This window comes from Endozoicomonas sp. ALC013 (assembly GCF_049310205.1).
Lineage (GTDB): Bacteria > Pseudomonadota > Gammaproteobacteria > Pseudomonadales > Endozoicomonadaceae > Endozoicomonas.
In genome coordinates, this window is the sequence record NZ_JBLYNS010000090.1 from 1 (window position 1) to 20995 (window position 20995).

The window sequence follows — 20995 nt, forward strand, 5'->3', positions numbered from 1 at the left end:
TTCCTGTGGTTTAAAGTTCGCTATTTGTGTGTTTACGTGGGGTAACAGCGCGGTCACAGCTTCGTTGAGCCCCGGTGTTCGCTCCTGCCCGTTGTCCACCAGTTTTGCCATGGCCCACAGCAGATTGGTGATACCCTGTGGTTTAAAGCTAGCTTTCTGTACGTTGACGTAGGACAACAGCGCGGCCACGGCCTCGTTGAGCTCTGATGTCTGATCCTGCCCGTTGTCCACCAGTTTCGCTATGGCCCACAGCAGGTTGGCGATATCCCGGGCATTGAATTGGTCTTTCTTTGCGTTCACGTGGGGCAACAGCGCGGCCACGACCTCTTTGAGACCTGGTGTCTGCTCCTGCCCGTTGTCCACCAGTTTTGCCATGGCCCACAGAAGGTTGGCGTTACCTTGGGCATTAAATTGGTCTTTCTGTGCGTTCACGTGGGGCAACAGCGCGGCCACGGCCTCTTTGAGACCTGGTGTCTGCTCCTGCCCGTTGTCCACCAGTTTTGCCTTAGCCCACAGCAGGTTGACGATATGCTGAGGGATAAATTGGTCTTTCTGTGTGTTCACGTGGGGCAACAGCGCGACCACGACCTCGTTGAACTCTGGTGTTTGCTCCAGTCCGTTGTCCACCAGTTTCGCCATGGCCCACAGCAGGTTGGCAATGGCCTGGGCATTAAATTGGTCTTTCTGTGTGTTCACGTGGGGCAACAGCGCAACCACGGCCTCGTTGAACTCTGGTGTTTGCTCCAGTCCGTTGTCCAGCAGTTTCGCCATGGCCCACAGCAGGTTGGCAATGGCCTGGGTATTAAATTGGTCTTTCTGTGTGTTCACATGGTACAACAACGCGGCCACGGCCTCGTTGAGCCCTGGTATCTGCTCCTGCCTGCTGACCACCAGTTTCGCCATGGCCCACAGCAGGTTGGCGATATCCTGGGCACTAAATTGGTCTTTCTGTGCGTTCACGTTGGGCATCAGCGTGGCCACAGCCTCTTTGAGCCCTGATGTCCACCCCTGACCGTTGTCTACCAGTTTCGCCATGGCCCACAGCAGGTTGGCAGTATGCTGAGGAATAAATTGGTCTTTGTGTGCGTTCACATGGGGCAACAGTGCGGTCATGGTCTCTGTGAACTCTGGTGTTCGCTCCAGCCCGTTGTCCACCAGTTTTGCCATGGCCCACAGAAGGTTGGCGTTACCCTGGGCATTAAATTGATCTTTCTTTGCGTTCACGTGGGGCAACAGCGCGGCCACGGCCTCTTTGAGCCCTGGTGTCAACTCCTGCCCGCTGTCCACCAGTTTCGTCATGGCCCACAGCAGGTTGACGATACCCTGAGCCTTAAATTGGTTTTTCTGTACGTTCACGTGGGGCAACAGCGCGGCCACAGTCTCGTTGAACTCTGGTGTCCGCTCTTGCCCGTTGTCCACCAGTTTCGCCATGGCCCACAGCAGATTGGCGATATGCTGAGGAATAAATTGGTCTTTCTGTGCGTTTACGCAGGGCAACAACGTGGCTACAGTCGCTTTGACGCCTGTTGTCTGCTCCTGTCCGTTGTCCACCAGTTTCGCCATGGCCCACAGCAGGTTGGCGATATCCTGAGTATTAAATTGGTCTTTCTGTGCGTTTACGTGGGACAACAGGGTGGCTAAGACCTCTTTGAACTCTGGTATCCGCTCCTGCCCATTGTCCACCAGTTTCGCCATGGCCCACAGCAGGTTGGCGATACCCTGGGCATTAAATTGATCTTTCTGTGCGTTTACCTGGAGCAACAATGCGGCCACGGCCTCGTTGAGTTCCGGGGTCCGCTCCTGCCCGTTGACCACCAGTTTCGCCAAGGCCCACAGCAGGTTGGCGATATGCTGAGGAATAAATTGGTCTTTCTGTGCGTTCACATGGGGCAACAGCGCGGCCACTGCCTCTTTGAGCCCTGGTGTCCACTCCTGCCCGTTGTCTACCAGTTTCGCCATGGCCCACAGCAGGTTGGCGATTCCCCGGGAATCAATGTCCCTGGCTTGAGGTTTTTGGTTGCACTTGAATCTGATTGCATCAAGTAGCGTTGATAATAAGGCAGCTTGAGTACACTTAACACGCTCATCCATGGGTTTATGAGGGGTAAAAACACCCGCTGAAGTCAATGAATGAAGTGTGGTCGTGAGGCTTCGCCAGTCCCAACGCCGTGTTATGGTAAAATTTTGTAGCAAACCTGTCAGCTGGCTTTGTTCCGCTCGATTTAACGGTCTTTTAGCAGCTGATGTGTATTTTTTAATTGAACTGGCATACCAGCTGTGATTTCTCCCATCATAGCGATGACCGAAACGATGCGATTGACTCACCAGATCATCCATTATTTCCTGTTTGATGAGCGCATTAAAATCTTGAGTAAGGTCTACTGAACGGCGCTGTAGATTTTGAGAAGGGCATGCGTCAGGAGAACGGTAAAATGTATTGCGCCCGGGATTAGTGCGTGGGGTATCATCCAACTGCCTGACCGTGGAATGTCGGTATCGTCCACGTCTCGAGGAAGCGGCATGGCCACCCGGTCGATTACAATCATTAACTGATCTTGCGTATTGACCACTGATACCGGCAGAGCTTGTATCCATAATTATATTTCATTAATTCATGAAAATATAAAAAGCAGACTGCTGTGCCGTTCAGAAGTTCATTTTGCTGAAATGTTTATATAAGTAGTTAACCAAATGAAATCATATTTTCTGACTAAGTGGACGGTCACTCCCGGCAACTGCTCCTGCGTAGCTCTATCTCCTGCATCCATGCAATCGTGCGGCGTTACAACGCCAGTCACATAGCAACGGCTATGCTCCCTGCGTTCTGCCTTGCATAGTAACCGTCCACTTAGCCAGAAATATACGATTCCATTTGGCCAACTACTTAAGCAGTGCCGTATTGCTCATCTGTCGACCCGCTTTTCAGTAATGCAGAGCCATAACCCTGTGGCGGGGTGTCTACCCGGGTCTTTATTTGATCAATACATAATTTCATTGAATCCTCGCTCATGAGCAGGTTAATCGGGATTTCAATGACCTCAAATCCTGCTTTTTGCAGCAGTGCGATTTTCAACAGAGTCGACCCTTTCCTGATGTTGAAATCACCACTCACGTAATCAGACGGTCCCTGAATTTCAATCACCATGTTGTGGTCTGGCAGTAGCAGGTCAACCGGTGGTAATGAGTTCAGACTCTTTTCTTCTTCAATCTGCAAAGAGGGAATGCATGATTGGAGTTGAGCGCGGAAGTCGGCCTGGAGTTGTGAAACGTTTGTCTGGTAATGGGGGACGACCGGACACGCTCTGCCAAGCCAGCTTGCGGCCATGGCAATAATGGATTGATCCTCTTCATTGTCTGGATATGTATTTTCCAGGCGAGTAAACAGGTCAACCATGTGCTTTTCAAGGACGTTATTTTTATTGGCATTAGAGTCTAGAAACAACCTGGCACACAATACCATGACTCCCCAGAGAGACATCAATATGTCTTTCTGAGAGAGCTGAGGGTTGTCACTGATTCGGCAGACAAGCGATTCGGACGTGGAGGTAACCACATGTAGCTCAATAAGCTGACCCAGTTTCGCCATGGCCAACAGCAAGGTGGCGATACCCTGTGGTGTAAAATTATCTTTCTGTGCGTTCACGAAGGGCAATAGCGCGGCCACAGCCTGTTTGAGCTCTGATGTCTGGTTCTGCCCGTTGTCCACCAGTTTTGCCATGGCCCACAGCAGGTTGACGATTCCCCGGGCATGGATATCCTCGACTTGAGGTTTTTGGTTGCACTTGAACGTTATTGCATCCAATAGCGTGGACAATAAAGCAGCTTGAGTGAGCTTAACATGCTGATCCACGGGCTTATGAGGGGTAAAAACGCCCGCTGAAGTCAATGAGTGACATGTTGTCGTCAGGCTTCGCCAGTTCCAGCTCCGTCTGACTGTAAAATTTTGCAGCAAAGGCATTAGTCGGCTTTGTTCAGTTCGATTTAACGGTCTTTTAGTCGCTGACGTGTAATTTTTAATTGAACTGGCATATATACCGTGATCTCTCCCATCATAGCGATGACCGAAACGACTCGTTTTACTCACCAGATCATCCATTATTTCTGGGTTGATGAGCGCCTTAAAATCTTGAGCAGGGTTTACTGAACGGCGCACCAGAAATTGAGAAGATAAAGCGGCTAAAAATTCACTGCACCACTGGGCTATGCGGGGGGGATCATCCCATTGTTTGACTGTGGCATGTCCATATCGCCCACACCTTGAAGAAGCGGCATAGTCATTCGGTTGGTTGTAACCATTATCTGATCTTGTGGATTTTCCACTGATACCGGCAGAGCTTCTATTCATAATTATATTTCATTATTTCATGAGAATGTAAAAAGTAGACTGCTGTTATGTTCAGAAGTTCATTTCACTGAAATATTTATAAAACCAGCTCGTTGGGGATACACATCTACTTCTTATGCCAGCAATCCGTTATTTTCAAATCATTTTGGCCAACTGCTTATTGCTTTTTTTTCTCTTCCTTTTTTTGGTTTGCCTGTTTGCTTTTCTGAATGCTCTTCGGCGGTTAAGTAACAGTGATCTGAGGATTGACCCCCTTTATCGGCGGTAGCGTTTGCCTCATCTGCCCACCCGATTTTATGTGATACAGAGCCATGGCCCTGCGGCGGGATGTCCACTCTGGTCTTTATTTGATCAATATATCGTTTTATTGAATCCGGGTTCGAAAGCGATTTAGTCGGGATTTCAATGACCTCAAATCCTGATTTTTGCAGCAGTGCGATTTTCAGCAGAGTCGAGCCATTCCTGGTTTTGAAATCACCACACAGGTAATGAGAGGGTCCCTGAACTTCAATAATAATATTGTGATCTGGCAGTAGCAGATCAACCGGAGGTAATGAGTTCAGACTCCTTTCTGCGGCAATCTTTAAAGAGGGAATGCATGATTGAAGTTGATCGCGAAAGTCGGTTTGAGTTTTTGACATGTTAGTCTGGTAATGGGGGATGATCGGACACGCTCTGCCAAGCCAGCTTGCGGCCATGGCAATGATGGATTGATCCTCTTCACTGGCTGGTGATGTATTTTTCAGGCGAGTAAACAGGTCATCTATGTGCTTTTCAAGCACGTTATTTTTATTGGCGTTGGAGACAAGAGATAACCTGGCACAGCATACCATTACTGCCCAGAGAGACATCAATATCGCTTGCTGAGAGAATTGAGCGTTGTCACTGATTCGGTAGACAAGCGATTCGAACGTAGAGGTAACCACGCTCAGCTCAACGAGTTCACCCAGCTTCGCCATGGCCCACAGCAGGTTGGCGATACCCTGAGGATTAAATTGGTCTTTCTGTGAGTTCACGTGGGGCAACAGCACGGCCAAGGCTTCTTTGAGCTCTGCTGACTTTTCCTGCCCGTTGTCCAGCAGTTTCGCCATGACCCAGAGCAGGTTGGTGATACCCTGAGCACTAAATTGGCCTTTCTGTACGTTCACGCTGGGCAGCAGCGCCGCCACAGCCTCGTTGAGCTGTGGTGTTCGCTTCTGCCCGCTTCCTACCAGTTTCGCCATGGCCCACAGCAGGTTGGCGATACCCTGAGGATTAAATTGGTCTTTCTGTGCGATCACGTGGTGCAACAGCGCGGCCACGGCCTCGTTGAGCCCTGGTGTCTGCTCCTGCCCGTTGTCCACCAGTTTCGCCATGGCCCACAGCAGGTTGGCGATTTCCTGTGGTTTAAATTTAGCTTTCTGTGCGTTTACGTGGGGCAGCAGGACGGCCACGGCCTCTATGCTCACTGGTGTCTGCTCCTGCCCGTTGTCCACCAGTTTTGCCATGGCCCACAGCAGATTGGCGATATGCTGAGGAATAAATTGGTCTTTCTGTGCGATCACGTGGGGCAACAGTGCAGCCACGGCCTCGTTGAGCCCTGGTGTCCACTCCCCGTTGTTCACCAGTTTCGCCATGGCCCACAGCAGGTTGGCGATTTCCTGTGGTTTAAAGTTCGCTATTTGTGTGTTTACGTGGGGTAACAGCGCGGCCACAGCTTCCTTGAGCCTTGGTCTTCGCTTCTGCCCGTTGTCCACCAGTTTTGCCATGGCCCACAGCAGGTTGGCAATATGCTGAGGAATAAATTGGTCTTTTTGTACTTTGACGTGGGGCAACAGCGCGGCCACGGCCTCGTTGAGCCCTGGTGTCCGCTCCTTCCCGTTGTCCACCAGTTTCGCCATGGCCCACAGCAGGTTAGCGATATGCTGTGGTTTAAAGTTCGCTATTGGTGTGGTTACGTGAGGTAACAGCGCGGCCACAGCTTCGTTGAGCCCTGGTGTTCGCTCCAGCCCGTTGTCCACCAGTTTCGCCATGGCCCAAATCAGGTTGGCAAGATGCTGAGGAATAAATTGGTCTTTTTGTACTTTCACGTGGGGCAACAGCGCGGCCACGGCCTCGTTGAGCCCTGGTGTCCGCTCCTGCCCGTTGTCCACCAGTTTCGCCATGGCCCATAGCAGGTTGGCGATATGCTGAGGAATAAATTGTTTTTTCTGTGCGTTCACGAGGGGCAACAGCGCTGCCACGGCCTCGTTGAGCTCTGGTGTCTGCTCCTGCCCGTTGTCCACCAGTTTCGCCATGGCCCACAGCAGGTTGGCGATATGCTGAGGAATAAATTGTTTTTTCTGTATATTCACATGGGACAACAGCGCGGCCACGGCCTGTTTGAGCCCTGGTGTCCGCTTCTGCCCGTTGTCCACCAGTTTCGCCATGGCCCACAGCAGGTTGGCGATATGCTGAGGAATAAATTGGTCTTTCTGTACCTTCACGTGGGGCAACAGCGCGGCCACGGCTTCGTTGAGTGCTGGTGTCCGCTCCTGCCCGTTGCCCACCAGTTTTGCCATGGCCCACAGCAGGTTGGCAATTTCCTGTGGTTTAAAATTAGCTTTCTGTGCGTTCACATGGGGCAACAGCGCGGCTACCGCCTCGTTGAACTCTGTTGTCAGCTGCTGCCCGTTGTCCACCAGTTTCGCCATGGCCCACAACAGATTGGCGATGCCCTGTGGTATAAAGTTAGCTTTCTGTACGTTCACGTGGGGCAGCAGCGCGGCTACGGCCTCTTTGAGCTCTGGTATCAGCTCCTGCCCGTTGTCCACCAGTTTCGCCATGGCCCACAGCTGGTTGGCAATTCCCCGGGCATCAATATCCCTGGCTTCAGGTTTTTGGTTGCAGTTAAATATTATTGCATCAAGTAGCGTTGACAATAAGGCAGCTTGAGTACGCTTAACACGCTCATCTATGGGGTTATGGGGGATAAAAACACCCGCTGAAGTAAATGAATGAAGTGTTGTCGTCAGGCTTCGGCAATTCCAGGTCCGCGTTGCTGTGAAATTTTGCAGCAAACGCATCAGCTGGCTTTGTTCCGCTCGATTTAAAGGTCTTTTAGACGCTGACGTGTATTTTTTAATTAAACTGGCATATAGGCCGTGAGCTCTCCCATCATAGCGATGACCGAAACGATGCGACTTATTCACCAGATCATCGATTATTTCCTGTTTGATGAGCGCATTAAAATCTTGAGCAGGGTTTACTGAACGGCACTGTAGATGTTGAGAAGGGCATGCGTCAGAAGAACGGTAAAATTTATTACGCCCCGGGTTAGTGCGTGGGGTATCATCCCACTGTCTGACTGTGGCATGTCTATATCGGCCACGCCTTGAAGAAGCGCCCTGGTCATTCGGTCGGTTATAATTATTATGTGATCTTTCGTATTTACCACTGATACCTGCAGAGCTTCTATCCATAATTATATTTCATTAATTCATGAAAATATAAAAAAGTAGACTGCTGTTTTGTTCGGAAGTTCATTTTGCTGAAATGTTTATATATAAGCAGTGCCGTATTTCTCATCTGCCGACCCGCTTTTAAGTGATACAGAGCCATGACCCTGTGGCGGGATGTCTACCCGGGTCTTTATTTGATCAATGCATCGTTTCATTGAATCCTGGCTCCTGAGCTGGTTAACCGGGATTTCAATGACCTCAAATCCTGATTTCTGCAGCAGTGCGATTTTCAGCAGAGTCGAACCATTCCTGGTGTTGAAATCACCATTCACGTAATGAGACGGTCCCTGAACTTCAATCACCATGTTGTGGGCTGGCAGTAGTAGGTCAACCGGGGGTAATGAGCTCAGACTCTGTTCTTCTTCAATCTGCAAAGAGGGAATGCATGATTGGAGTTGAGCGCGAAAGTCGGCCTGAGATTTTGACATGTTTGTCTGGTAATGGGGGACGAACGGACACGCCCTGCCAAGCCAGCTTGCGGCCATGGCAATAACGGATTGATCCTCTTCATTGTCTGGATAGGTATTTTCCAGGCGAGTAAACAGGTCATCCATGTGCTTCTCAAACACGTTATTTTTATTGGTATTAGAGTCTAGAAACAACCTGGCACACAATACCAGGACTCCCCAGAGAGACATCTTTATGTCTTTCTGAGAGAGCTGAGGGTTGTCACTGATTCTGTAGACAAGCGATTCAAACGTGGAGCTAACCACGCTCAGCTCAACGAGTTCACCCAGTTTCGCCATGGCCCACAGCAGGTTGGCGATCCCCCAGGCATTAAATTGGTCTTTTTGTACGTCCACCTGGGGCAACAGCGTTACTACGGCCTCGTTGAGCCCTGGTGTTCGCTCTTGTCCGTTGTCCACCAGTTTTGTCATAGCCCACAGCAGGTTAACAATATTCTGAGCAATAAATTGGTCTTTTTTGGCATTCACGTGGGGCAACAGCACGACGACGGTCTCGTTGAACTCTGGAGTCCGCTCCTGGCCGTTGTCCAGCAGTTTCGCCATGGCCCACAGCAGATTGGCAATACCCTGTTGTGTAAAGTTGGCTTTCTGTGCGCTCACGTGGGGCAACAACGAGGCCATGGCCTTGTTGAGCTCAGGTGTCCGCTCCTGCCCGTTGTCCACCAGTTTCGCCATGGCCCACAGCAGGTTGGCGATACCCTGTGGTGTAAAGTTGGCTTTCTTTTCGTTTACACGTGGTAACAGCAGAGCCACGGCCTCGTTAAGCCCTGTTGTTCGCTCCATTCCGTTATCCACCAGTTTCGCCAAGGCCCACAACAGGTTGGCGATTTCCTGTGTTTGAAAGTCAGCTTTCTGTGACTTCACGTTTAGCAACAGCGCGGCCACGGCCTCGTTGAACTCTGGAGTCCGCTCCTGCCCACTGTCCATCAGTTTTGCCATGGCCCACAGCAGGTTGGCGATAGCCCGGGCATGAAACTGTTCTTTATGTGCGTTCACGTGGGGCAACAGCGCGGCCATGGCCTCGTTGAACTCTGGTGTTCGCTCCTGCCCGTTGTCCACCAGTTTTGCCATGGCCCACAGCAGGTTGGTGATACCCTGTGGTTTAAAGTTCGCTTTCTGTGCCTTCACATGGGGCAACAGCGCGTACACGGCCTCGTTGAGTCCTGGTGTCTGTTTCTGCCCGTTGTCCACCAGTTTTGCCATGGCCCACAGCACGTTGGCGATATGCTGAGGCGTAAATTGGTCTTTCTGTGCGTTCACGTGGGGCAACAGCGCATCCACGGCCTCGTTGAGTCCTGGCGTCTGTTTCTGCCCATTGTCCACCAGTTTTGCCATGGCCCACAGCAGGTTGGTGATACCCTGGGCATGAAATTGGCCTTTCTGTGCGTTCACGTGAGGCAACAGGGCGGCCACAGCCTCGTTGAGTTCTGGTGTCTGCTCCTGGCCGTTGTCCACCAGTTTCGCCATGGCCCACAGCAGTTTGGTGATTCCCTGTGGTTCAAAGTTAGCTTTCTGAGCGCTCACTTGCGGCATCAGCGCGGCCACGGACTCTTTGAGCCCCGGTATCCACTCCTGCCCGTTGTCCACCAGTTTCGCCATAGCCCAGAGCAGATTGGGGATAGCCTGAGGAATGCATTGGCCTTCCTGTACGTTCACGCGAGGCAACAGCGCGGCCACGGCCTCTTTGAGCGCTGGTGTCTGCTCCTGCCCGTTGTCCACCAGTTTCGCCATGGCCCACAGCAGGTTGGCGATATGCTGAGAAATAAATTGGTCTTTCTCTGTGTTTACGCAGGGCAACAACCCGGCCACGGCCTCGTTGAGCCCCGGAGTTTGCTCCTGCCCGTTGTCCATCAGTTTTGCCATAGCCCAAAGCAGGTTGGCGATTTCCCGTGATTTAAAGTCAGCTTTCTGTGTTTTCACGCAGGGCAACAGGGCGGCCACGGCCTCGTTGAGCGCTGGTGTCTGCTCCTGCCCGTTGTCCACCAGTTTCGCCATAGCCCACAGGAGGCTGGTGATTTCCTGTGGTATAAAGTGAGCTTTCTGTGTTGTCACGTAGGGCAACAGTGCAGCCACAGTCTCTTTCAGCTTTGTTGTCTGCTTTTGCCCGTTGTCCACCAGTTTCGCCATGGCCCACAACAGATTGGTGATATCCTGGGCATTCAATTGGTCTTTCTGTGCGTTCACGTGGAGCAACAGCGCGGCTACGGCCTCGTTGAACTCTGGTGTCTGCTCCTGCCCGTTGTCCAACAGTTTCGCCATGGCCCATAGCAGGTTGGCGATTTCCCGTGGTTTAAAATCAGCTTGCTGTGCGTTCACGCGGGTCAACAGGGCAGCCATGGCCTCATTGAGTTCTGGTGTCTGCACCTGGCCGTTGTCCGTCAGTTTCGCCATGGCCCACAGCAGGTTGGCGATATGCTGAGGAATAAATTGGTCTTTCTGCTCATTCATGTGAGGCAACAGCGCGGCCACGGCCTCTTTGAACTCTGGTGTGCGCAGCTGGCCGTTGTCCACCAGTTTCGCCATGGCCCACAGCAGGTTGGCGATTCCCCGGGCATCAATATCCCATGCTTTAGCTTTTCGGTTGCATTTGAAAATTATTGCATCCAGCAGTGTCGACAACAGGCCAGCTTGTGTACGCTTAACACGCTGATCCATAGGTTTATGGGGGGTAAAAACACCTGCTGAAGTAAATGAGTGCAGTGTTGTCGTCAGGCTTAGCCAATTCCAGCTCCGCGTTGCGGTGAAATTTTGCAGCAAACGCATCAGCTGGCTTTGTTCAGCTCGATTTAATGGTCTTTTAGACGCTGACGTGTATTTTTTAATTGAACTGGCATATAGGCCGTGATCTCTCCCATCATAGCGATGTCCGAAACGATACGATTTACTCACCAGGCCATCCATTATTTCCTGTTGGGTGAGCGCATTAAAATCTTGAGCATGATTTACTGAACGGTGCAGTAGATATTGAGCAGGGCGTGGAGCAGAAGAATGGTAAACTTCATTACGCCCCGGGGCTGTGCGGGGAGGAGGATCCCATTGTCTGACTGTGGCATGCCTGTATCGCCCACGCCTTGAAGAAGCGGCATGGTCATTCGGTTGGTTGTAAGCATTACCTGATCGTGCGCATTGACCGCTGATTCCGGCAGAGCTTCTATTCATAATTATATTTCATTAATTCATGAAAATATAAAAAGAAGACTGCTGTGCGGTTCAGAAGTTCATTTTGCTGAGAGGTTTACCCTGGTTTTTATTTGATCAATACATAATGTCATTGAATCCTGGTTACCAAGCTGGTTAACCGGGATTTCAATGACCTCAAATCCTGCTTTTTGCAACAGTGCGATTTTCAGCAGAGTCGACCCATTCCTGGCTTTGCAATCACCATCCACGTAATGAAAGGGGCCCTGAACCTCAATCACAATGTTGTGATCTGGCAGCAGCAGGTCAACCGGAGGTAAAAAGTTCAGACTCTTTTCTTCTTCAATCTGCAAAGTGGGAAGGCATAATTGGAGTTGCTCACGGAAGAAGGTTTGAGGTTTTGAAATGACGGTCTGGTAACGGGGGAAGAACGGACAAGGTACCCCAAGCCAACTTGCGGCCATGGCAATGATGGATTGATCTTCTTCATTGTCCGGGAAGTCTGTTTTCAGCCGGGTAAACAGTTCATCCAAAGGCTTTTCAAACTCATTATTTTTATTGCCATTGGAGACCAGGGACAGCCTGGCACAGCATACCATTACTCCCCAGAGAGACATCAATATCGCTTGCCTGGAGACCTGGGGGTTGCCACTGATTCGGTAGACGAGGGATTTGAACGTCGATATCACCACGTTCAGCTCAACGAGTTCACCCAGCTTCGCCATGGCCCACAACAGGTTGGCGATATGCTGAGAAGTAAATTGATCTTTCAGTGCGTTCACGAGGGGTAACAGCGCGCCCACGGTATCATTGAACTCTGGCGTCTGCTCCTGTCCTTTGTCCATCAGTTTCGCCATGGCCCACAGCAGGTTGGCGATATGCTGAGGAATAAATTGGTCTTTCTGTGTGTTCACGTGGGGCAACAGTGCCGCCACGGCCTCGTTGAGCTCCGGCGTCTGTTCCTGCCCGTTGTCCACCAGTTTCGCCATTGCCCACAACAGGTTGGCGGTACCCTGTGGTTCAAAGTTAGCTTTCTGTGGGCTAACGTGGGGCAGCAGCGCGGCCACGGCCTCTTTGAGCCCCGGTATCCACTTCAGCCCGTTGTCCACCAGTTTCGCCATGGCCCACAGCAGGTTGACAATATGCTGAGGAATCAATTGGCCTTTCTGTGCGTTCACACAGGGCAACAGCGCGGTTATAGCCTTGATGAACTCTGTTGTCGGCTCATACCCATTGTCTACCAGTTTGGCCATGGCCCACAGCACGTTGGCGATTTCCTGTGGTTTAAAGTTAACTTTCTGCTCGTTCACGTGGGGCAACAGTGCAACCAGAGCTTCGTTGAGTTCTGGTATCCGGTCCTTCATGTTGTCCACCAGTTTCGCCATGGCCCACAGCAGGTTGGCGATGCCCTGAGGTTTAAAATTGGCTTTCTGTGCGTTCACCTGGTGCAGCAGCCCGGCCATGACCGCGTTGGGCTCTGGTGTCGACTCCCCTTTGTCCATCAGTTTTGCCATGGCCCACAGCAGGTTGGCGATATGCTGAGGAATGAATTGCTCTTTATGAGTGTTCACATGGGGTAACAACGCGGCCGCAGCTTCTTTGAGCCCCGATGTCTGCTCCAGCCCGTTGTCCGCCAGTTTCGCCATGGCCCACAGCACGTTGGCGATTTCTTGTGGTTTAAAGTTGGCTTTATCTGCGTTCACGTGTGCCAGTAGCGCGGCCACGGCCTCTTTGAGCTGTGGTGTCCGCTTCAGCCCGTTGTCCACCAGTTTCGCCATGGCCCACAGCTGGTTGGCAATATGCTGGGGAATAAATCGGTATTTCTGTGCGCTCACATGGGGCAACAGCGCGGTCACGGCCTCGTTGAACTCGGGTGTCCACTTGTGCCCGTTGTCCACCAGTTTTGCCATGCTCCAAATCAGGTTGGCGATTTCCTGACGTTTAAAGTTAGCTTTCTTTATGTCCACCTGGGACAAAAGCGCGGTCACAGCCGCATTGAAATCGGGTGTCCGCTCCTGACCGTTGTCCATCAGTTTCACCATGGCCCACAGCAGGTTGGCGACACCCTGGGCATTAAATTGTTCTTTTTGTGCCTTCACACAGGGCAACAGCGCGGCCACGTCCTTGTTGAGCCCCGGTGTCTGATCCTGGCCGTTGTCCACCAGTTTCGCCACAGCCCACAGCAGGTTGGCGATACCCTGTGGTTTAAAATTTGCTTTCTGTTCTTTCACTTTGTGCAATAGCGCGGCTACGGCCTCTTTGAGTTCTGGTGTCTGCTCCTGCCCATTGCTCACCAGTTTTGCCATGGCCCAAATCAGGTTGGCGATATGCTGGGCATTAAATTGGTCTTTCTGTGCGTTTATATGGGGCAACAGTGTGGCTACGGCTTCGTTTAGCTCAGGTTTCTGTTCCTGCCCGTTGATCACCAGTCTCGCCATGGCCCACAGCAGGTTGACGAGATGTTGAGGAGTACATTGGGCTTTCTGTTTGTTCACGCGGGGCAACAATGCGGTCACGGCATCGTTGAGTTCGGGTGTCCATTCGTGCCCGTTGACCAACAGTTTCGCAATGGCCCACAGCTGGTTGGCGATATCCTGGGCATTAAATTGATCTTTCTTTGCCTTTACGCGGGGCAACAGCGCAGTCACAGCCTTTTTGAGTTCCGGTGTCTGCTTCTGCCCGTTGTCCACCAGTTTCGCCATGGCCCACAGCAGGTTAGTGATTTCCTGTGGTTTAAAGTCAGCTTTCTGTGCGTTCACGCAGGGTAACAGGGCAGCCATGGCCTCTTTGAGTTCTGGTGTCTGCTCCTGGCCGTTCTCCACCAGTTTCGCTAAGGCCCACAGCAGGTTGGCGGTATGCTGAGGTATAAATTGGTCTTTCTGTGCATCCACGTGTGGCAACAGCGCGGCCACGGCCTCCCGGAACTCTGGTGTGTGCTTCTGGCCGTTGTCCACCAGTTTCGCTATGGCCCACAGCAGGTTGGCGATTCCCCGGGCATCAATATCCCATGCTGCAGCTTTGCGGTTGCACTTGAATATTATTGCAGCCAGCAGCGTTGACAATAAGGCAGCTTGTGTCCGCTTAACACGCTGATCCATGGTGTTATCAGGGGTAAAAACACCCGCTGAAGTAAATGAATGTAGTGTTGTCGTCAGGCTTCGCCAATTCCAGCTCCGTGTTACTGTGAAATTTTGCAGAAAACGCATCAGCTGGCTTTGTTCAGCTCGATTTAAAGGTCTTTTAGAAACTAACGTGTAATTTTTAATTGAACTGGCATATTGTCCGTGATCTCTCCCATCATAGCGATCACCGAAACGATTCGATTTACTCAGCAGGCCATCCATTATTGCCTGCCTGGTGAGGGTATTGAAATCTTGAGCAGGGTTTACTGAACGGTACTGTAGATGTTGTGAAGAGCGTGTGAAAGAAGAATGGTAAAATTCATTACGCTCCGGGGCAGTGCGGGTGGGATTATTCCATTGTCTGACGGTGGTATGTCTATATCGCCCACGCCTTGAAGAAGCGGTATGGTCACCCGGTTGGCTGTAACCATTATCTGATCTTGCGTGTTGACCACTGATGCCGACAGAGCTTCTGTCCATAATTATATTTCATTAATTCATGGAAATATAAAAAGCAGACTGTGGTTTTGTTCAGAAGTTCATTTTGCTGGAATGTGAAAACGGTTCCTGGGTCGAGAGGAGGGGGTTCCTCGCTTTTTTTTCTTCCTCTTGGCTGGTTTGCCGGTTTGTTCTTTTGACTGTTCTTCGGCGGTTAAGTAACCGTGATCTGAGGGTTGCCTGTCATCAGCAGTAATGCATGCCTCATCTGCCCACCTTTTTGTAATTGATACAGAGCCATCCCCCTGTGGCAGGATCCCTGTCCTGGTTGTTATTTGATCAATGTATGCTTTCATTAAATCCTGATTGTCAAGGCTGTTAACCGGAATTTCAATGACCTCAAATCCTGCTTTTTGCAACAGTGCGATTTTCAGCAGAGTCGAACCATTCCTGGTGTTGAAATCACCACCCACGTAATGAGACGGTCCCTGAACTTCAATCACCAGGTTGTGATCTGGCAGGAGCAGGTCAACCGGAGGTAATGATTTCAGACTCTTTTCTTCTTCAATTTTCAGAGATGGGATAGATGATTGGAGTTGATCGCGGAAGTCGGCTTGGGTTTTTGAAATGTTTGTCAGGTAATGGCGAACGACCGGACAGGTTCTGCCAAGCCAACTTGCGGCCATGATCATGATGGATTGATCCTCTTCATTAACTGGCGATGTATTTTCTAGGCGAGTCAACAGGTCATCCATGTACTTCTCAAGGACGTTATTTTTATTGGCATTGGAGCCTGGAGCCAACCTGGCACAGCATACCATTACTCCCCAGAGATACATCGATATCTCTTTCTGAGAAAACTGAGGCTTCTCACTGCTTCGATAGACGAGCGATTCGAACGTAGAGGTAACCACGTTCAGCTCAACGAGTTCACCCAGTTTCGCCATGGCCCACAACAGGTTGGCGATATGCTGAGAAGTAAATTGCTCTTTCAGTGAGTTCACATAGGGTAACAGCGCGGCCACAGCTTCTTTGAGCCCTGGTGTCTGCTCCAGCCCGTTGTCCACCAGTTTCGCAATGGCCCACAGCACGTTGGCGATATGCTGAGGAATAAATTGGTCTATCTGTGTTTTCACGTGGGGTAACAGTGTAGCCACGGCTTTTTTGAGCTCCGGCGTCTGTTCATGCCCGTTGTCCACCAGTTTCGCCATGGCCCACAGCAGGTTGGCGGTACCCTGGGCATTAAATTGGTCTTTCTGTGCATTCACGTGGAGCAACAGTGCGGCCAAAGCTTCTTTGAGCTCTGGAGTTTGCTCCAGCCCTTTGTCCACCAGCTTCGCCATGGCCCACAGCAGGTTGGCGATATGCTGAGGAATAAATGGCTTCTTCTGAGCGTTCACATGGGGCAACAACGCGGCCACAGCTTCTTTGAGCCTTGGTGTCTGCTCCAGCCCGTTGTCCGCCAGTTTCGCCATGGCCCACAGCACGTTAGCGATTTCCTGTGGTATAAAGTTAGCTTTCTCCGTGTTGATGCGTGGCAACAGCGCGGCCATGGCCTTGTTAAACTCTGGTGTTCGCTCCTGCCCGTTGTCCACCAGTTTCGCCATGGTACACAGCAGGTTGGCGATACCCTGTGGTTTAAAATTTGCTTTCTGTGCGTTCACCTGGTGCAGCAGCCCGGCAATGACCGCGTTGGGCTCAGGTGTCGACTCCCCTTTGTCCATCAGTTTTGCCAGGGCCCACAGCAGGTTGGCGATATTTTGAGGAATAAATTGCTCCTTCTGAGCGTTCACACGGGGCAACAACGCGGCCAGAGCTCCTTCGAGCCCTGGTGTCTGCTCCAGCCCGTTGTCTGCCAACTTCGCCATGGCCCACAGCACGTTAGTGATTTCCTGTCGGTTAAAGTTAGCGTTCTCCGTGTTGATGCGTGGCAACAGCGCGGCCATGGCCTGGTTAAACTCTGGTGTTCGCTCCTGCCCGTTAGCCACCAGTTTCGCCATGGCCCACAGCAGGTTGGCGATATGCTGAGAAATAAATTGGTCTTTCTGTGTGTTCACGTGGGGCAACAGCGCGCCCAGGGCCTTGTTGAACTCTGGTGTCCGCTCCTGCCCGTTGTCCATCAGTTTCGCCATCGCCCACAGCAGGTTGGCGATTTCCTGATGTTTAAAGTTAGCTTTTATGTCCACTTGGGACAAAAGCGCGGTCACAGCCGAGTTGAAATCGGGTGTCCGCTCCTGCCCGTTGTCCACCAGTTTCGCCATGGCCCATAGGAGGTTGGCGATTCCCTGGGCATTAAATTGGTCTTTCTGTGCGCTCACGAGGGGCAACAGCGCGGCCACGGCCTGTTTAAGTTCTGGTGTCAGCTTCTGCCCGTTGTCTACCAGTTTTGCCATAGCCCACAGCAGGTTGGCGATACCCTGGGTATTAAATTGTTTTTTTTGTTTCTTCACATAGTGCAACAGCGCGGCCGCGGCCTCTTTGAGCCCCGGTGTCAGCTTCTGCCCGTTGTCTACCAGTTTTGCCATAGCCCACAGCAGGTTGGCGATACCCTGGGTATTAAATTGTTTTTTTTGTGTCTTCACATAGGGCAACAGCGCGGCCGCGGCCTCTTTGAGCCCCGGTATCAGCTTCTGCCCGTTGTCTACCAGTTTTGCCATGGCCCACAGCAGGTTGGCGGTATGCTGAGGTATAAATTGGTCTTTCTGTGCATCCACGTGTTGCAACAGCGCGGCCACGGCCTCTTTGAGCTCTGGTGTCCGCTTCTGGCCATTGTCTACCAGTTTTGCCATAGCCCACAGCTGGTTGGTGATATCCTGGGCATTAAATTGATCTTTCTCTGCGTTCACGCGCGGCAACAGCGCTGCCATAGCCTTTTTGAGTTCTGGTGTCAGCTTCTGCCCGTTATCCACCAGTTTCGCCATGGCCCACAGCAGGTTAGCGATTTCTCGTGGTTTAAAGTCAGCTTTCGGTGCGTTCACGAGGGACAAAAGCGATGCCACGGCCTTTTTGAACTTTGGTGTCAGCTCCAGCCCGTTCTCCACCAGTTTCGCCATGGCCCACAGCAAGTTGGCGGTATGCTGAGATTTAAATTGGTCTTTCTGTGCATCCACGTGTGGCAACAGCGCGGCCACGGCCTCTTTGAGCCCCGGTATCAGCTTCTGCCCGTTGTCTACCAGTTTCGCCATGGCCCACAGCAGGTTGGCGACCCCCTGGGCAGCAACATCCTCGTCTTGAGTTTTTTGGTTGCACTTGAATATGATTGCATCAAGTAGTGCTGACAATAAGTGAGCTTGAGTAAGCTTAACACCCTCATCCATTGGTTTATGAGGGGTGAAAACACCCGCTGAAGTAAATGAGTGAAGTGTTGTCGTCAGGCTTAACCAATTCCAGCTCCGCGTTGCGGTGAAATTTTGCAGCAAATGCATCAGCTGGCTTTGTTCCGCTCGATTTAACGGTCTTTTAGACGCTGACGTGTATTTTTTAATCGAACTGGCAAATTGACCGTGATTTTTCCCATTATAGCGATGACCGAAACGATCCGATTTTCTCACCAGATCATCCATTTTTTCCTGTTTGATGAGGGCATTAAAATCTGGAGCAGGGTTTACTGTACGGCTCTGTAGAGATTGAGAAGAGCGTGTGCCAGAAGAATGGTTAACATTACGCCCCGGGGCAGTGTGGGGGGGATTATTCGATTGTCTGGCGGTGGCATTCCTATATTGCCCAGGCCTTGAAGACGCCCCATGGCTACCCGGTTGGGTGTAACCACTACCTGATCTTGCGTATTGACCACTGATACCAGCAGAGCTTCTGTCCATAACTATATTTCATTAATTCATGAAAATTTAAAAAGCAGACAGTGGTTCTGTTCAAAAGTTCATTTTGCTGAAAAGTTTACTTGAGTCATGATGGGAGGAAGACGATTACTGGCTGTTTGTTTTCTTCCTCTTTGCCGGGTTGGTTTGTTCTCCTGAGTGTTCTTCGGCGGTTAAGTCACCGTGATCTGAGGGTTGCCTGTCATTAGCAGTAACGCATGCCGCATCTGCCCACCTCCTTTTAAGTGATACAGAGCCATGCCCCTGTGGCGGGATGCCTGTCCTGATCTTTATTTGATCAATATATGGTTTCATTAAATCGTTGTTCAAAAGCTGGTTAGCCGGGATTTCAATGACCTCAAATCCTGCTTTTTGCAGCAGTGCGATTTTCAGCAGAGTCGAACCATTCCTGGTTTTAAAATCACCACCCACATAATGAGAGGGACCCTGAACTTCAATCACCATGTTGTGATCTGGCAGTAGCAGGTCAACCGGAGGTAATGAGTTCAGACTCTTTTCTTCTTCAATCTGCAAAGAGGGAATGCATGATTGGAGTTGATTGCGGAAGTCGGCTTGAGGTTTTGAAATAGTTGTCCGGTAATGGGGGACGACAGGACAGGCCCTACCAAGCCAACTTGCTGCCATGGCAATAACGGATTGATCCTCTAAGTTATCCGGAGATGTATTTTTCACGCGAGTAAACAAGTCATCCATGTGCTTTTCAAGCCAGTGATTGTTATTGGCGTCTGGTGACAACCTGGCACAGCATACCATTACTCCCCAAAGGGACATCAATATCGTTTGCTGAGAGAGCTGAGGATTTTCACTGATGCGGTCGACAAGCGATTCGAACGTAGAGATAACCACGTTCAGCTCAAGGAGTTCACCCAGTTTCGCCATGGCCCACAGCAGGTTGGCGATTCCCTGGGCTTTAAATTGGTCTTTCTTTGCGTTCACGTGAGGCAACAGAGCAGTCACGGCCTCGTGAAGCCCTGTTGTTCGATCCTGCCCACTATCCATCAGTTTCGCCATTGCCCACAGCAGGTTGGCGATACCCTGTGGTTTAAAGTTACCTTTCTGTGCGTTCACGTGTGGCAAAAGCGCAGCCACGGCCTCTTTAAGCTGTGGTGTCCTATCCTCCCCGTTGTCCAGCAGTTTCGCCATGGCCCACAGAAGGTTAGCGATTCCCAGGGCATTAAATTGGTCTTTATGTGTGTTTACGTGGGGCAACAGGGCGGCCACGGCCTTTTTGGGCTCTGTTGTTAGCTCTTGCCCGTTGTCTACAAGTTTCGCTATGGCCCACAGCAGGTTGGCGATACCCTGTGGTTTAAAGTTTGCTTTCTGTGCGCTCACGTGGGGCAACAGCGCAGCCAACGCCTCGTTGAACTCTGGTGTTCGCTTTTGCTCGTTGTCCACCAGTTTCGCCATGGCCCACAGCAGGTTGGCGATATGCTGAGGAATAAATTGGTCTTTGTTTGCGTTCACGTGGGGCAACAGCGCGGCCACGGCATCATTGAGCCCTGGTGACCACTTCTGCCCGTTGTCCAACAGTTTCGCTATGGCCCACAGCAGGTTGGCGATACCCTGGGCATCAAATTGGTCCTTCTGTGCGTTCACATGGGGCAACAGCGCAGCCACGGCCTCTTTGAGCTCTGGGGCCCGCTCTAGCCCACTGCCCACCAGTTTCGCCATGGCCCACAGCAGGTTGACAATACCCTGTGGTTTAAAGTTAGCTTTCTGTTCATTTACGTGGGGTAACAGCGTAGCCACGGCCTCGTTGAGTTCTGGTGTCTGTTCCTGTCCGTTGTCCACCAGTTTTGCCATGGCCCACAGCAGGTTGGCGATATGCTGAGGATTAAATTGGTTTTTTTTGGGGTTCACGTGCGGCAACAGTGCGGCCACAGCCTCTTTGAGCCCTGGTGTCAACTCCTGCCTGTTATCCACCAGTTTCGCCATGGCCCACAGCAGATTGGCAATTTCCTGTGGTTTAAAGTTGGTTTTCTGTGCGTTCACGAGGAGCAACAGTGCGGCCACGGCCTCGTTGAACTCTGGTGTCTGCTCCTGCCCGTTGTTCACCAGTTTCGCCATGGCCCACAGCAGGTTGGTGATTTCCTGTGGTTTAAAGTGAGCTTTCTGTGCGTTCACGAGGGGCAACAGCATGGCTACGGCCCCGTTGAGCCCTGGTGTATGC

The 20995-nt window shown here is 51.3% G+C and carries 7 protein-coding genes; all 7 read right to left on the reverse strand.

Annotated elements, in window-relative coordinates; genetic code table 11:
* Positions 1 to 2595 (reverse strand): DUF1601 domain-containing protein (locus tag ACO6V1_RS15640; RefSeq protein ID WP_422467533.1); only part of this gene is annotated, 2595 nt, incomplete at its 3' end.
* Between the two features lie 289 nt (positions 2596 to 2884).
* Positions 2885 to 4345, reverse strand: a complete 1461-nt coding sequence (locus ACO6V1_RS15645; RefSeq protein ID WP_422467535.1) for an RAP domain-containing protein — start codon at positions 4343 to 4345, stop codon at positions 2885 to 2887.
* A gap of 140 nt (positions 4346 to 4485) precedes the next feature.
* Complete coding sequence (locus tag ACO6V1_RS15650) at positions 4486 to 7785, reverse strand: DUF1601 domain-containing protein (RefSeq protein WP_422467537.1); 3300 nt, start codon at positions 7783 to 7785, stop codon at positions 4486 to 4488.
* 77 nt (positions 7786 to 7862) lie between these two features.
* Complete coding sequence (locus ACO6V1_RS15655) at positions 7863 to 11450, reverse strand: DUF1601 domain-containing protein (protein WP_422467539.1); 3588 nt, start codon at positions 11448 to 11450, stop codon at positions 7863 to 7865.
* 59 nt (positions 11451 to 11509) lie between these two features.
* Positions 11510 to 15031 carry a DUF1601 domain-containing protein gene (locus ACO6V1_RS15660; RefSeq protein WP_422467541.1) on the reverse strand — a complete coding sequence of 1174 codons (3522 nt, stop codon included), beginning with the start codon at positions 15029 to 15031 and terminating at the stop codon, positions 11510 to 11512.
* Positions 15032 to 15090: 59 nt separating this feature from the next.
* A complete protein-coding gene (locus tag ACO6V1_RS15665) occupies positions 15091 to 18807 on the reverse strand; it encodes a DUF1601 domain-containing protein (RefSeq protein ID WP_422467543.1) in 3717 nt (1238 codons plus the stop codon).
* A gap of 105 nt (positions 18808 to 18912) precedes the next feature.
* The coding region (locus tag ACO6V1_RS15670; protein ID WP_422467545.1) for a DUF1601 domain-containing protein at positions 18913 to 20995 on the reverse strand (2083 nt) is incomplete at its 5' end.